This window comes from Levilactobacillus yonginensis (assembly GCF_964065165.1).
Taxonomy (GTDB): domain Bacteria; phylum Bacillota; class Bacilli; order Lactobacillales; family Lactobacillaceae; genus Levilactobacillus; species Levilactobacillus yonginensis_A.
In genome coordinates this window covers 726,344-740,105 of sequence record NZ_OZ061549.1, presented here as the reverse complement: position 1 = coordinate 740,105, position 13,762 = coordinate 726,344, and the positions used below count along the sequence as shown (strand labels likewise).

Below are 13,762 nucleotides of genomic sequence, written 5' to 3'. Positions count from 1 at the left end.
TCCGAGTTTTTCTCTGCCGCAAGGTGGGCGTTTGGCGACGTTATCAGCCGGAATGAGCCCCAACGGATGGTTGGGGAAATGTAGGTGGTACCGCGCTAAAACGCCCTGCAGAGGCCCATTTTGGGCTTCTGGGGGCTTTTTTTGTGGCACAACGTAACTTATAAAGGGAGCGAAGACTTTTGGCATACAAACACCAAATTATCGAACGCAAATGGCAACACTACTGGCGCGTCAATGAAACTTTCAAGACTGCTGACAATCAGAATAAACCGAAATACTACGTCTTAGACATGTTCCCTTACCCTTCAGGCCAAGGGTTGCACGTGGGTCATCCAGAAGGGTACACGGCAACCGATATCATGGCTCGTTTAAAGCGGATGCAAGGGTTCAACGTCCTGCACCCAATGGGCTGGGATGCTTTTGGTCTGCCCGCTGAACAGTATGCTTTGAAGACGGGACACAATCCTAAAGACTTCACTGCTCACAACATCAAAAACTTTAAACGCCAAATTCGGTCATTAGGTTTTTCTTACGACTGGAGTCGAGAAGTTAACACCACTGACGAATCATACTACAAGTGGACGCAATGGATCTTCGAACAAATGTATAAGAAGGGTTTAGCCTATGAAGACAAAATCATGGTCAACTGGGCGCCTGACTTTATGGGTGGGACCGTTGTGGCCAACGAAGAAGTCGTTGACGGCAAGACGGAACGGGGCGGTTACCCCGTCTACCGCGTGCCAATGCGTCAATGGGTTTTAAAAATCACGGCGTACGCTGACCGGTTGTTGGATGACTTGGATGATCTGGATTGGCCAGAGAGTATCAAGGAAATGCAACGGAACTGGATTGGTCGTTCCGAAGGGGCCAGTGTCTTCTTCCCAGTTGCTGGGCAAGAAGATACCAAGGTTGAGGTCTACACGACTCGTCCTGATACGCTATTTGGGGCTACTTACATGGTCTTAGCACCAGAACATGCCCTGGTTGATCAGATCACGACACCGGAACAGGCTGAAGCTGTTAAGGCTTATAAAGAAGCCATTGAAAGTAAGTCAGACCTGGAACGGACTGACTTGAACAAGGATAAGACCGGGGTCTTCACCGGTGCCTATGGCGTTAACCCATTGAGCGGTGCCAAGGTACCAATCTGGATTGGGGACTACGTGTTGGCATCATACGGAACTGGGGCTATCATGGCCGTGCCGGCTCATGATGACCGGGACCACGATTTTGCTACGAAATTCAACTTACCAATCGTTCAAGTGATTGCTGGTAATGATGATACCGACGTGCAAGCGGCCGCTTACACCGGTGATGGTGCGCACGTCAACTCCGGCTTCTTGGATGGGTTGGATAAGCAGACGGCCATTTCTAAGGCCATTGATTGGTTGGAGGAGAACCACGCTGGTCACAAACAGGTCAACTTCCGGTTACGCGATTGGATTTTCTCCCGCCAACGCTACTGGGGTGAACCAATTCCCGTTATCCATTGGGAAGATGGCGAAACCACGCTGGTTCCGGAAGACGAGTTACCACTCAAGTTACCAGCTGCCAAGCAACTGGAACCTTCTGGAACCGGTGAGAGTCCACTGGCAAACTTGGATGACTGGGTTAATGTCGTGGATGAGAATGGGCGTAAAGGGAAACGTGAAACGAACACCATGCCACAATGGGCGGGGAGTTCATGGTACTTCTTACGTTACGTTGATCCTAAAAACAACGAAGCCATTGCCGATCCAGACAAACTCAAGTATTGGATGCCAGTCGACCTTTACATTGGTGGGGCTGAACATGCCGTTCTCCATTTGCTGTACGCTCGCTTCTGGCACAAGTTCCTGTACGATCTCGGGGTAGTACCAACCAAGGAACCTTTCCAGAAGTTGGTTAACCAGGGGATGATCCTGGGGACCAACCACGAAAAGATGTCCAAGTCTAAGGGGAACGTTATCAATCCCGATGAAATTGTCGAAAAGGATGGAGCCGATACGCTGCGTCTTTACGAAATGTTCATGGGCCCAATCGAAGCCTCAAAGCCTTGGAGTACCGAGGGTATCAACGGTTCCCGTCGCTGGCTTGATCGGGTTTGGCGTCTGTTGATCGATGACAACAACCACTTGCGTGATCGGGTGACGATGATCAACGATGGTGCGTTGGACAAGATCTACAACCAGACGGTTAAGACGGTGAGCGAAGACCTTGAAGCCATGCGTTTCAACGTGGCCATTTCGCAATTGATGGTCTTCGTTAATGAAGCTTACAAGGCAGACAGTCTGCCATTGATCTACATGGAAGGCTTCGTCAAGTTGATTTCACCAATCGTGCCACATATCGCCGAAGAACTCTGGTCATTGATGGGCCATGATGAGACGATTGCCTACGCTAAGTGGCCAACTTATGACGAAAAGCAATTGGTTGAAGACGTGGTCGAAATGGTCGTTCAAGTGAACGGTAAGGTCCGGGCGCACCTCAAGGTTGCAAAGGATGCAGCTAAGGATGATATCGAGACGGCTGCTCTGGCTGACGATGTGGTCAAGACCCATACCGATGGCAAGACGATTCGCAAGGTCATTGTGATTCCAGGTAAATTGGTTAACATTGTGGCTAATTAAGCACAAGCCTTTGTTGCTGAAAAGTTTAGTTTAAATATATTTTAAGGGTCCGAGACAAAAGTCTTGGACCCTTTTTGGCGCCAGTTTTACGGGTGCAAAAGGCAAGATACTGTGGCTCATGTCCCATATTTTGATAGTTTTAAAATTGGGTAACAGAAGGCTGAAAATAAATTATTTGCTTCCCTCCCGTATTAGCAGGCATTGTTACTACCCAGTGTCTATAAATTGGTTGCACGTCAGAGGCCAGAGGATTCAGACGTGGTGATTGTTGTTTAGCCAAATCACAGTAAAAGATGTTACGCGTATTCATGATGACTAACTGATAACACATTAGTTAGCAACAGAATACTCTGTGAGCCGAGAGATCGCCAAATCACACTCGGCTACTTATTTGCACGCTAATAGCGTTGGTGGCTAAACTAATGAAGGTTTTAGTCGTGCAATTCGCCTGGCAGTGATCATAATGAGACTTATTAAGGGGGAGGGGTCGCGTATGTGGCGAAAACTGCGGACGTTAAGTAAGTTTGAGTGGCAGATGACCTGGGCAGACAAGTCCATCCTATTCTTTACACTCATTGCACCTACGATTTATTTTGTGGTGGCGGCGTTGAACACAAATGGTCATCCGTTGGGGACTGGTAACGCGTTAATACAGCTTACCGGTTACTGGGCCTACATCGTTTTGGTGGGTGTGTTAAACGGCTTTGAATTTGGCTTGATCAACTTGCGAGAGACCAATTTTCTGAAAATGTTTACGGTGATTGCTGGTGATCGGCGACTGATTTTTTATAGTAACTTGGCAATTCAAACGTTATTTATTCAGGTTGAAATGGTATGCTTCGACGTCGTGGTCATTGCCCTTGATCCGACAGCAGTTCAGTATCTACCAGACATGGCGGCCGCTCTACTGTTAAACTTTTTGTTAGTTCCAATCATTGCTGGGTTCACCAACTTTTTCTTGTTGATGCCCATTAAGGGGAATGCTATTTCGCTGATTGTGATGGGTTATATTATGGTGGGCATGTTGTTGATCAACGTCAGCCTCCCGAATGAATGGGCCCTGAACATTTTATTAACCAGTCTTAATCCGTGTTCTTACGTTGTGTTGTTTTACGCGGCATTTCTCAATCTGGCACACGCAACGACTAGTTTTAACGGCACGTTGTTAGTGGTAGTGGGCCTCTTCTATCTTATGGTGGGCTACTATCCGGTCCGTCACATGCGATTACAGTCACTGACTAGTCGATACTAAGGGGGGATGGGTTATGCAAATTCAGGATTACTCACTGGTGTTGCCAGATGGGCGACAACTCTTTAATCGGCTTACCGCGGAATTCGTGCCGGGTAAGGTTAATATTTTATTAGGTGCCAACGGTGTGGGCAAGACGACCCTACTCGATTTAATTGCCGGAGTGAGCGTTGGTGATCGGTCACATCTGGTGGGTTTTCCCACTATGGACCACATTGGCTATGAGATGCAAGGGGCACCCTTTACAGGAAATGTCACCGTGCTGGAAGCCTTACAAATGATGCGAGTGCTAGATGTCCCTTCGGCAACTCTCGCAGAGGCGGACCTGCCGGTAGAGTTACAGCCAATAGCGCATACCCGTTTCCGGGATCTTTCTGGTGGACAACGACGATTAGTCTTGTTCACTGGCGTTTGCCAGTTGCAGCGTGAACTTTACTTGTTCGATGAACCAGAAAATGGTCTGGACCTCCGGGCGGTTAAACGGGTCATGGCACAGATTAGCTGTTTGGCTTCGTCCGGACGAACGGTCATTATGACGACCCATCAGTTGCGTACTTTGCCAGAGGGGACTGCTCGGGTATTGGTCCTAGCTGGCCAGTGCATTGCGTTTGCAGGAACACCAGCCGCGTTTATGGCGGAGACCCAGACCGAGAGTTTAGAGGCTGCTTATCTCAAAGAGAACGGGTGAAGCAGGGGCCAGCAGACAGTTAGCTATATACGTTTAGGGCGCAAAAAAGAGCCTGGAACGTTTGTTCCAAACCCTGGTATGTAAAATGACTGAATTACCGACGACGATGTCTGACAAAAGTGAAGAAATGTAAAATGCTGGCGAGTAAAACGTAGAAGATAACGACAAATGTGGCGTAGGTCAGCCAGAATTTTCCAGCAGCAAAGACGCCAAACCACCATGCCTGGAGCCCCATCGTAATCAGAGCCATGACGGCAATCATGATGAATAATAAGATATATCGTTTCAAAGTGTTATCATCCTTTCGTGGCCGGTTGGCAATCTTTTTGCCCCAACGCGTGCACTCAGCGAGCTTTTCGGGTCGTGGTGCCTTCGTTCCCCAGGTACCAGTTCCCACGAATTCACCGACTTTGATTAGACCGGCGCCGGTCAGCACTCGGTCGATGGTTACAAAGGTTTGGTCGGTAATGCCAGTCGCCAAATTTTCAGTGGAGCTGATGAAGCAGCTCGTCATGCTCAAGTAGTGTTTATCTTTGTATTTGCCAGGTAGGGTGTCCGCCACAGAGTTCATTCGGACCAGACGAAACCGCATACAATCAAAGAATTGTTTCATGACGCCAGGCATGCCACCCCAATAAGTCGGGGCACAGATAATCCAAAAATCACTGGCGGCCATTTTTGCTTCAATTTCGTCCAATGCCGGACAGGTCTTCTCTTTGGTATCAGGATAAATATCGTAGTCGCGTAGAAAAACCGTCTCCACGTTTGCTGAATTGGGAAGGGCCGCGGTCACAGCATCCATGTAACCAGCAGTGATGCCGTGACGCTCATGACTGCCAAGTAACGCTAAATAACGCAAATGAATCGCCTCACTCTCTAAACTAATTACCTCTTCAGTATACCGCATCTAATTTAGTTGGACAAAAAGAAGACGGGCAAACAAAAAGACCCGCGGATAGTCGACGGGTCCAGTTGATTTAGGTTAGAGTAATTCAGTTAAGACGGCGAAAAAACGGTGACGAATGGTTTCCGTTTGCCCCGTCTTAGAGAATTGATAGTTTAAAACGTGTCGGTCAAATTCGTGGAAGAAGACGTCAGCCATCGTGGTGTAATCACTATCGTTGGTTTGGTCGATCCGCTTGAAACTGCGCCAGGTCGAATAAATTAATTGCGCATCAGAAATCGCCGCTAACTCTGGGAAATTTCCCCGGATGCTTTTGGTCATCTTCACGACTTGTTTTGCCCGTTCTGGTGACATCTGCATCTTTGGTGCTGCGGTGGAACCAGCTGTTGCCTGCGTCATATTGGCATTCCTCCTTGAATATATTGTGTCTTTGCCTACTTCCAGCATACCACTGTTCCAGACCTTCGGTAAGAAATCTGCTAGCATTTCGATTGATTTGAGAGAAGAATCTCGTTATTTTGACGAAATGAGTAACTTTGTGGTTAGGACCCGCTAAATGGACTCGGTCTTAATTCTCTGGCGGCCACTGTAGAACTTACGGCCAATATAAAAATCTTAACGGAATTCTGACTTTTGCGAGAGAAAAGCTATGGTATAATGTTTGTTTGATTAGCTTGGAATTATCCAAGCCCGGATTACGTTGAATTTTACAAATTGAAAGTAGGGTGTCAAATGGCGGCAAGTTCAGAAAATTCTGGAAACCAAGCCAGTACGCAGGACCAGATGGTTGCGGGTTCAGCGTGGATGACGGCGGGAAGTATTCTCTCGCGGATTCTCGGAGCGGTTTACATTATCCCTTGGAATATTTGGTTTGGAGCCTTTTATTTGCAAGGAAACGCGTTATATGGAAAAGGGTACAACATCTATAGTTTTTTCCTGATTGCGGCGATTGCAGGGGTTCCCTCAGCAATTGCTAAGCAGGTGGCCCACTATAACGCTTTAAACGAGTACGGTATCAGTGTTCGCCTCTATAAGCGAGGTTTAGAAATAGCTATTTTAACAGGTGTTGTCATTGCCTCGTTGATGTATTTTGGGGCGCCACTCTTTACCGGGGGTGACGCAAACCTAGTTCCCGTCCTTCACTCGTTAGCGTGGGCAATCTTGATCATCCCAACCATGAGTCTGACTCGGGGTTACTTCCAGGGCTTTCAGCAAATGGCCCCGTCTGCTATTTCACAGTTTGTGGAGCAATTGGTTCGGGTCGTTTACATGTTGGGCGCCGCTTTTATCATCATGCGGGTCCTGAAGGGCAACTGGATTACTGCGGTTTCACAGTCAACTTTTGCAGCCGCAGTTGGGGCCTTTGGGGGATTGATGATTCTCGGCGTCTACTACTGGCGTCGGCGTCATGAATTCCGCTCGCTGGTGGCTAATAGTAATAATGAAATGGTCGTACCGGCCAAACAACTGTATCAAGAAATTATTGCGCAAGCTGTGCCATTCATTGTTCTGGGTGCTGGGATCACGATTTTTCAACTGATTGACCAGTACACCTTTGCACCAATTATGCACATGGCTGGTACCTATACGGCCGCGCACCTGAATGACTTATTCGCGTTGTTCGGAGTTAATGCTAATAAGTTAATCATGATTACTATCTCCCTGTCTTCAGCACTGGCCGTAACCGTTGTACCACTACTCTCTCAAAGTTACACGCAGGGCAATAAAAAGGATATTTCGGCACAATTGACGAATGCGTTCATGATGTTTGAATTCATCATGATTCCCAGTGCGCTGGGGATGGCTGCAATTGCCCGTCCACTGAACCTGGTGTTCTATGGGACAACGCACGAGGCTTTGGCTGCTTCGCTACTGGCTTTCTCGTCCTACCTGTCAATTCTGTTGGGCCTCTATACGGTCGTTGCAGCGTTGATGCAAGGGATTTCTCAAAATAAACGAGCCGTTCGTTACTTTTTGGTCGGAACCATTGTGAAATTTATCATTCAGTGGCCACTGGTTTACTTCTTTGGTGCTTTTGGGCCATTGATCGCGACTGGTTGTGGCTTCCTGGTGGCTTGTTACTTGATTGTCCATTGGCTAAACAACCAATTTGGCATTAACTACGCAAGTATTGCCAAAAAGACCAACGGTATTCTGCTGTCAGCTTTAGGAACTTTCGTATTAGCCCGTGGTGTTGCTCTGCTGGGTGGTTTGCTGGGTAGTCAGGGTCGGAGCATCAACTTTATGATTGTGGCAGTTGCCGCGGTTATTGGGGGATACTTCTACGTATACTCCGTGTTGAAATCACGGTTGGCCGATGCAATTCTTGGTTCGCGCGTTGCTGGGTTACGCCGGCGTCTACACATTCGTTAGGAGGTCAAACATGAACATTGAACGTTACTTAACGGAACACCGCCAGGGAACACCCGGCCAAATTTTCCGACTGCTACGACAAGGCCGAGTTACGGTCAATGATGTCGTGGTTGATTCTCCTCGTAGACCGGTGATGACTCAGGATGACGTCCGCGTTGACAATCTGGCCGTTGCTGGCCGCCAGCCGCAGTACTACGTCTTTAATAAGCCCATGGGTTTTCAGCTAAGCATGGACCCAACGGTACCGCGGAGCTTGGGCAGCCTGCTAAATGGCTTTGATCAGCAGTGGCAGTTGGAATCGCTAGCCGATTTGCCGCGGGAAGCCGTGGGCGCTGTGATTGCTAGTGATGACGTGCAGTTTTTGACGGACGTGGTTGCCCAGAATTGGTCCAGTACCTGTCGGGTACAGTTAACGGGGGTCGTCGCTCCTGAAATAACTGCCAATACAGCTTTTCAAAAGCTAACGACCCAAGTTGATCAGGCCAGTCAAACCACGACTGTCAGTCTGGAAACAACTGATTTAGCAGCTGCGGTAGCGACCTTGAGTCAACTGCCCGGTGTGACCGGTCCGGTTGAACGGACGGCACTGGGGCCATTGGGTTGTCCCGTTGACTTAGCTATTGGGACCTATCGCGGACTGACTGCCATTGAGATTGACAGTTTGTTGGGTGAAGGCATTCCCGCAAAGTAAATTTAAGCGTTAATAAAAAGCTGTGCAGACCGTAAGTTGGTTTGCACAGCTTTTGCATCACACGTTAACTGGTAGGCTTTAACCTTCGTGTGCCTTCATAAATTGTGGCAATTGTGCCACGATTTGGTGGGGCAGGACCACGTATTGTGTTTTTGCTAGTTCCTCAGCAATGGCACTATGGCTGTAGACCGCTGCTAAGACCGCTTGGTCCGTATCCTTGAACTGAGCGGTGAAGCCACCGACCATGCCGGCCAACGTATCACCCATACCACCAGTCGCTTGAGCAGGGGTGCCAATGGTATTTTCGTAGACTCCGTTACTCGTATAAACTTGTGTGCGGTGGGACTTCAGGACGATGGTCGCGTCCAGTTGATCGATGATAGCTAAGTTCCAGTCTACCGTTTGTTTGTCAATGGCAATGCCACTCAACCGCTGCCACTCCATTTGGTGCGGCGTCATGATGAGATGAGTCTTTGGTAAAGGTAGGTGACGTTCGGCAACTAGGGTGATTGCGGAACCGTCAATGATCAAAATTTGATTGGGTTGAATGACGTTGAAGACGTCTGCCAAAACGGCTGCGGCGTCATCATCTGTTCCGAGACCGGGGCCTACGACCACGACGTCAGATCCCTTGATGAGTTCACGGGATTGGTCAAAGTCAGTGATGTCGGCAAACATCGCTTCTGGCAACCGGGCGTGAAGGGCGTCTTGGTTACTGGCGTCGGTGATGGTCGTTACTAGACCGGCACCAGAATAGACGGCGGCTTCACTAGCCATAATGATAGCGCCTCCAAAATTACGATTACCGCCAATCAAGGTCACCCGGCCGTAGGTTCCCTTGTAGCTATCGGCGGCGCGTTGTTGGATCGTTGCCGCTAGAATATTTTCAGTTAAAGGTTGTGCTTCTTGCATGCGATTAGCCTCCTCTTATGTATCTTTTCTAGTATAGCATGTTCCGGCATGAAATCGGCTTACATTTGGCGGGGGGTATGCTAAAATTGGAGACAGTTAACCTGGACGTTTGGTCCGAATAAAATGAAGGAGGTCCAATCATGGCAATTGATTGGCAAAAGCTAGCAGAAAAGTATCACCAGGACTACGTTGCAGACCTAACCACGTTGGTCGGCATTGATAGTTCACGAGATGATTCCAAGGCTACCGATGATTATCCATTGGGACCTGGTCCCGCCAAGGCCTTGCTCGCATTTTTAGACTTGGCCAAGCGTGACGGTTTTAAGACGACGAATTTAGATAATTTAGTAGGGTACGTAGAATACGGTGAAGGTGATGACACGCTTGCTATTCTGGGCCATGCCGACACGATGCCCGGAGGTAAGGGGTGGCACACGGATCCCTTTACGTTGACTAAGAAGGATGGCAAGCTATACGGTCGTGGCACGTCTGACGACAAGGGGCCAGCCCTGGCAGCCTACTACGGCTTGAAGATGTTGAAGGACGAAGGAATTATCCCCCAAATGAAGATTCGGTTCATCATTGGTACCGACGAAGAGAGCGACTGGACGGGGATGAACCATTACCTCGACCTAGAACCCGCACCAACGTTGGGCTTCTCACCTGACGCCGAATTTCCGCTGATCAACGGTGAAAAGGGTAACGTCACGTTCACTTCCCGCTTTGCCGGTGGTAATGGGGGCACCGTAAGTTTACGCGACTTTGAGGCTGGTCTACGAGAGAACATGGTTCCGCGAGATGCTGAAGCAACGGTTGCAGTGAGTGATGCTAAAAAAGTTATTGCTGACTTTACGACCTTCCTGACGAAGGTTCCCGTAACCGGTGAAGCTGAACAGGTAGCCGGTGGCGTTCACTTACAAGTAATTGGTAAAGCGGCGCACGGCATGGAACCCAAGAATGGTATCAATGCCGGGACTTTCTTAGCAACGTTCCTGAACCAGTACGATTTTGGTGGGAATGCGGCTGATTTTCTCAGTCTGTTAGCAAATAGTCTCCATGACGACTCCCGAGCAACTAAGCTGGGGATTGCGTACACGGACAAGGTGATGGGCGACCTCACCATGAACGTCGGGGTGATGACCTTTAAGGCTGATGAAGGTGGTCTGATCAACACCAACTTCCGGTACCCAACTGGGACTGGTGCTGCTGATATTAAGGCTGGTTTGGAAAAAGCCGAAGTTGAGATGGCCGTGACGTTGAAACAAGGGCGGGAGATGGTGCCGCACTACGTTGATCCGGCAGATCCAATCGTGGCAACTTTGATGGACGTTTATCGGCAACAGACTGGCGACTTGACCGCCCAACCAGAAGTTGTGGGTGGCGGAACTTACGGTCGGTTGATGAAACGGGGCGTGGCCTTCGGTGCACTGTTCCCCGGAACTCAGGATACGATGCATCAAGCTGATGAATTCCAACCAGAAGCTGATTTGTTGAAGGCCATGGCCATTTACGGTCAAGCCATCTACGAATTGACCAAGTAGTTCACTTAAAAATTGGTCAAAGGAGTGGTAGGGATGACAGAAAGATATCAACACATTCTCGTTGGTGTAGATGGTTCTAAGCAGGCACGACGGGCATTGGACAAAGCCATTGCAGTGGCGGTCAGAAATGATGCCGAACTGATCATTATCACCATCATGAGTGGTGGCGATTACGTGGGGCTCGGAAACAATACGCGTGTTGGCTTTGGCTATGTCGATCAACAGGTGATGGATGAAGAGCGGCAAATTCAAGAAAAGACCGTCGACGAATACCGGCAACGGGCCCAAAAGGCGGGCGTCAAGCAGGTGGTGACTTCCGTGTACTACGGTCACGCGAAGGTCGACTTGGCGCGGACCTTGCCCAAGGAATATCACGCGGATCTGATTATGATCGGGGCAACTGGGGTCAATGTTGTGGAGCGCATGTTGATGGGATCCACAGCGAGCTACGTCGTTGCGAACGCTGTCTGTGATGTGCTGATTGTTCGGACTGACTTAGAGAACCATGCGTCGAGCTTGAAGCATTTACCGACGGCCTAGTTAGGTTTAACTGTCATAAATGCCTTGTAAAAGATGTTGCTGGGTTAACGTGGTTAGCCTGGCTTCATTTTTTTTGTGTTGGATCTAAAGGTTGAAAACACTGAAATACCCACTATGCCTGATGTAACGAGAATCGTGTGTTGAGGCTTAGTCAGACAAAGTGGGAAATTGCCGCCTTACCGTTCGCCAAATTTGGACCGGAACGCGGTGGGAAGGACGGGACAAGCCCAAAGGCAGTCTTACCCCTCGCTTGAAGCCGCAAAGCATGTTTTTAAGTCGCCATTTTCAAGAAAATCACTTGAAAATCCCACGGCTGAGTCCAAATTTGGCTCATTCTCGGTTACCTAGTGGAGGGTCAATAATATTGAGTAAGTACCGTTATTCAGGCATTTAAGCTACTTATTTTCTGAGAACGCATTTAACTGGAGGCGGTCAGAGGTGGAGCCAGCCGTGTCGACGGTGTTAGCCGATTTTCGGCTTACAGCGTGAGACGTGTTTGAAGACTAGTGGTTTGTCCAGGCTTCAAACCGAGCCGAAGGACCGCTTTTCAGGCCGTAGGCGTTCCCCACAGCAGGCGGAATCTCTGACCGACGCAGGTGGCTGGGTAAGGCTTTGCTTTGATAACAGTTTTCGAACTTTCAACCTTTGTGTTGGATTGCGAAGCTGAACTTGACGACACAAAAAGGAACACCAGCCACAACTGGTGTTCCTAATTTTATATGATTGCGAATGCACGATTAAAGCCGGTGAATATCCAGGACACTTCCAGTGGCAGCGTCGGCGATGAACTGGTACTGAACCAATTGGTCGTCTTCGTAGCGCGTGATACCACCGTAGTAGACCCGCGCTTTGACTGCATATTTCTGGAAGGGAACCGCCCGTTTTTCTATCCAGGCACCCTCAATCGGTGATTCTTGCCGGAATTGGTGCTTGACCTGATTCAGAATAATATCTGGATCTAGGCGAGACGCACTACCGAAGAATCGCGTGATGAAAATGCCCATTAACCCACCGAGTACGCCGGTGAGACTTAGTTGATACAATTGTCCATTTTTTGCAGCCATAATTACCGCCTCCTAAGCAAGTTGGTCCTGTTGGGCATCAACCCCATCACTTCTGCCCCCAGTATACCAATGATTGGGGGGAAGTTCCCGTAAAAAGGCAAAAATCGTGTAAATTCTTTCATCCATGCTATAATGGACTTTGTCAAAATTTTATTCTTTAATAAAGGAGTGCTAACCATGGAACAATTACCCAAGATGTCAGCCGCTGAACTGAAAGATGTCGTGAAGGATGGCAAAACGATGCTTTTCTTCTCCGCAACCTGGTGCCCAGATTGCACGTTCATCAAACCAGCTATGCCTGAGATTGAAGCGGATTTCTCCGACTTTAAGTTTATTGCTGTCGATCGTGACGAAAACATCGATTTAGCCGCTGAACTTAATGTATTCGGCATTCCAAGTTTCATTGCTTACGCCGATGGTCAAGAAATCGGTCGGTTAGTAAACAAAGATCGTAAAACCAAAGCAGAGGTTGAAGGATTTATCAATTCTTTAGCGACCAACGCTTAATATAACCCGTTGGAAAGGATTCAGACATGTTAATTGCTAGTTACAATCCCCAAGAATTAGGGGATGCATTGATTATTATTGTTGCCCAAGATACCCCCAAGCAGGCGCACACCGTTCGCGACAATATCGCACGAATTTACGACCCGGACACGGAGAAGACGTTAGGATACAATTTCCTGGCCGTCTCCAGCATTTTGCCGGATATTACGGGTGCCGGTCAGGTACACCTGACGGAAGACGACGTAGCGGCTTTAAACACCGCTCTCGAGGATGCCGGTTTTGCCGGTGAATTGGAAGCTGAAACGCGTTCTCGGTTCGTCGTTGGGTATGTCAAGACGGCAACGCCACATCCAGACTCTGACCATCTGTTGGTGACGGAGACGGTGGTTGATAATGATCAATCCGTCCAAATCGTTAGTGGTTCGCCTAACATGCAGGCCGATATTAAGGTCGTTGTTGCAAAAGTTGGGGCAATGATGCCTAGTGGTCTCATTATTTGGCCCGGTGAATTACGCGGGGTCAAGAGTGATGGGATGATTTGTTCAGGCCGTGAATTAGGCCTAGCAAATGCACCACAACGCCCAGGTGCCTTGATTTTGCCCGATGATTATGAAGTCGGTGACGCGTTCGACTTTGAACGTGGTCAATCCATCTTTAATGGTTAAGAAATATTACAAAGCGGGT

At 48.7% G+C, this 13,762-nt stretch carries 13 protein-coding genes; 9 read left to right on the top strand and 4 right to left on the bottom strand.

Features of this window, described 5'->3' with window-relative positions; translation table 11 throughout:
* The first annotated feature begins 179 nt into the window (after positions 1-179).
* The 3 genes from leuS to AB3Y94_RS03615 all read left to right on the top strand — a co-directional run bounded on the left by leuS (position 180) and on the right by AB3Y94_RS03615 (position 4,546).
* Positions 180-2,609, top strand: coding sequence for a leucine--tRNA ligase (leuS, locus tag AB3Y94_RS03625; protein ID WP_367295116.1), 2,430 nt, complete (start codon positions 180-182; stop codon positions 2,607-2,609).
* A 493-nt stretch (positions 2,610-3,102) separates the two neighbouring features.
* Positions 3,103-3,861 (top strand): hypothetical protein, encoded by a 759-nt coding sequence (locus AB3Y94_RS03620; RefSeq protein WP_125683235.1) that lies wholly within the window; start codon positions 3,103-3,105, stop codon positions 3,859-3,861.
* 13 nt (positions 3,862-3,874) lie between these two features.
* Positions 3,875-4,546 carry an AAA family ATPase gene (locus AB3Y94_RS03615; protein ID WP_125683237.1) on the top strand — a complete coding sequence of 224 codons (672 nt, stop codon included), beginning with the start codon at positions 3,875-3,877 and terminating at the stop codon, positions 4,544-4,546.
* Positions 4,547-4,640: 94 nt separating this feature from the next.
* Here AB3Y94_RS03615 and AB3Y94_RS03610 read toward each other — a convergent pair whose 3' ends face one another.
* Together AB3Y94_RS03610 and AB3Y94_RS03605 are read right to left on the bottom strand one after the other, a co-directional pair.
* Complete coding sequence (locus AB3Y94_RS03610) at positions 4,641-5,405, bottom strand: flavodoxin family protein (RefSeq protein ID WP_125683388.1); 765 nt, start codon at positions 5,403-5,405, stop codon at positions 4,641-4,643.
* Between the two features lie 123 nt (positions 5,406-5,528).
* Positions 5,529-5,849 (bottom strand): hypothetical protein, encoded by a 321-nt coding sequence (locus tag AB3Y94_RS03605; RefSeq protein ID WP_125683239.1) that lies wholly within the window; start codon positions 5,847-5,849, stop codon positions 5,529-5,531.
* A gap of 333 nt (positions 5,850-6,182) precedes the next feature.
* Here AB3Y94_RS03605 and AB3Y94_RS03600 point away from each other — a divergent pair, with 333 nt between their 5' ends.
* Both AB3Y94_RS03600 and AB3Y94_RS03595 read left to right on the top strand, forming a co-directional pair.
* A complete protein-coding gene (locus AB3Y94_RS03600) occupies positions 6,183-7,823 on the top strand; it encodes a polysaccharide biosynthesis protein (RefSeq protein WP_125683241.1) in 1,641 nt (546 codons plus the stop codon).
* A 10-nt stretch (positions 7,824-7,833) separates the two neighbouring features.
* Positions 7,834-8,514: a 16S rRNA pseudouridylate synthase gene (locus AB3Y94_RS03595; RefSeq protein WP_125683243.1), complete on the top strand. Its 681-nt coding sequence runs from the start codon at positions 7,834-7,836 to the stop codon at positions 8,512-8,514.
* 78 nt (positions 8,515-8,592) lie between these two features.
* Here the strand turns inward: AB3Y94_RS03595 and AB3Y94_RS03590 are convergent, their stop codons facing one another.
* Positions 8,593-9,426, bottom strand: coding sequence for an NAD(P)H-hydrate dehydratase (locus AB3Y94_RS03590; protein WP_125683245.1), 834 nt, complete (start codon positions 9,424-9,426; stop codon positions 8,593-8,595).
* Between the two features lie 140 nt (positions 9,427-9,566).
* Between AB3Y94_RS03590 and pepV the strand changes: the two genes are divergently transcribed.
* Together pepV and AB3Y94_RS03580 are read left to right on the top strand one after the other, a co-directional pair.
* Complete coding sequence (gene pepV / locus AB3Y94_RS03585) at positions 9,567-10,967, top strand: dipeptidase PepV (RefSeq protein WP_367295115.1); 1,401 nt, start codon at positions 9,567-9,569, stop codon at positions 10,965-10,967.
* 33 nt (positions 10,968-11,000) lie between these two features.
* Positions 11,001-11,507: a universal stress protein gene (locus AB3Y94_RS03580; protein ID WP_125683249.1), complete on the top strand. Its 507-nt coding sequence runs from the start codon at positions 11,001-11,003 to the stop codon at positions 11,505-11,507.
* Between the two features lie 737 nt (positions 11,508-12,244).
* Here the strand turns inward: AB3Y94_RS03580 and AB3Y94_RS03575 are convergent.
* Positions 12,245-12,571, bottom strand: a complete 327-nt coding sequence (locus AB3Y94_RS03575) for a hypothetical protein (protein ID WP_125683251.1) — start codon at positions 12,569-12,571, stop codon at positions 12,245-12,247.
* Between the two features lie 177 nt (positions 12,572-12,748).
* Here AB3Y94_RS03575 and AB3Y94_RS03570 point away from each other — a divergent pair, with 177 nt between their 5' ends.
* Positions 12,749-13,078: a thioredoxin family protein gene (locus AB3Y94_RS03570; RefSeq protein WP_125683253.1), complete on the top strand. Its 330-nt coding sequence runs from the start codon at positions 12,749-12,751 to the stop codon at positions 13,076-13,078.
* Positions 13,079-13,104: 26 nt separating this feature from the next.
* Positions 13,105-13,743, top strand: a complete 639-nt coding sequence (ytpR, locus tag AB3Y94_RS03565) for a YtpR family tRNA-binding protein (RefSeq protein ID WP_125683255.1) — start codon at positions 13,105-13,107, stop codon at positions 13,741-13,743.
* The last annotated feature ends 19 nt before the right edge of the window (positions 13,744-13,762 follow it).

Bases quoted from the DNA above. Each gene is read 5' to 3' on its own strand.
- AB3Y94_RS03620 (WP_125683235.1), top strand. From the start codon at position 3,103: ATGTGGCGAAAACTGCGGACGTTAAGTAAGTTTGAGTGGCAGATGACC.
- AB3Y94_RS03615 (WP_125683237.1), top strand. From the start codon at position 3,875: ATGCAAATTCAGGATTACTCACTGGTGTTGCCAGATGGGCGACAACTC.
- AB3Y94_RS03605 (WP_125683239.1), bottom strand. From the start codon at position 5,849: ATGACGCAGGCAACAGCTGGTTCCACCGCAGCACCAAAGATGCAGATG.
- AB3Y94_RS03600 (WP_125683241.1), top strand. From the start codon at position 6,183: ATGGCGGCAAGTTCAGAAAATTCTGGAAACCAAGCCAGTACGCAGGAC.
- AB3Y94_RS03595 (WP_125683243.1), top strand. From the start codon at position 7,834: ATGAACATTGAACGTTACTTAACGGAACACCGCCAGGGAACACCCGGC.
- AB3Y94_RS03590 (WP_125683245.1), bottom strand. From the start codon at position 9,426: ATGCAAGAAGCACAACCTTTAACTGAAAATATTCTAGCGGCAACGATC.
- pepV (WP_367295115.1), top strand. From the start codon at position 9,567: ATGGCAATTGATTGGCAAAAGCTAGCAGAAAAGTATCACCAGGACTAC.
- AB3Y94_RS03580 (WP_125683249.1), top strand. From the start codon at position 11,001: ATGACAGAAAGATATCAACACATTCTCGTTGGTGTAGATGGTTCTAAG.
- AB3Y94_RS03575 (WP_125683251.1), bottom strand. From the start codon at position 12,571: ATGGCTGCAAAAAATGGACAATTGTATCAACTAAGTCTCACCGGCGTA.
- AB3Y94_RS03570 (WP_125683253.1), top strand. From the start codon at position 12,749: ATGGAACAATTACCCAAGATGTCAGCCGCTGAACTGAAAGATGTCGTG.
- ytpR (WP_125683255.1), top strand. From the start codon at position 13,105: ATGTTAATTGCTAGTTACAATCCCCAAGAATTAGGGGATGCATTGATT.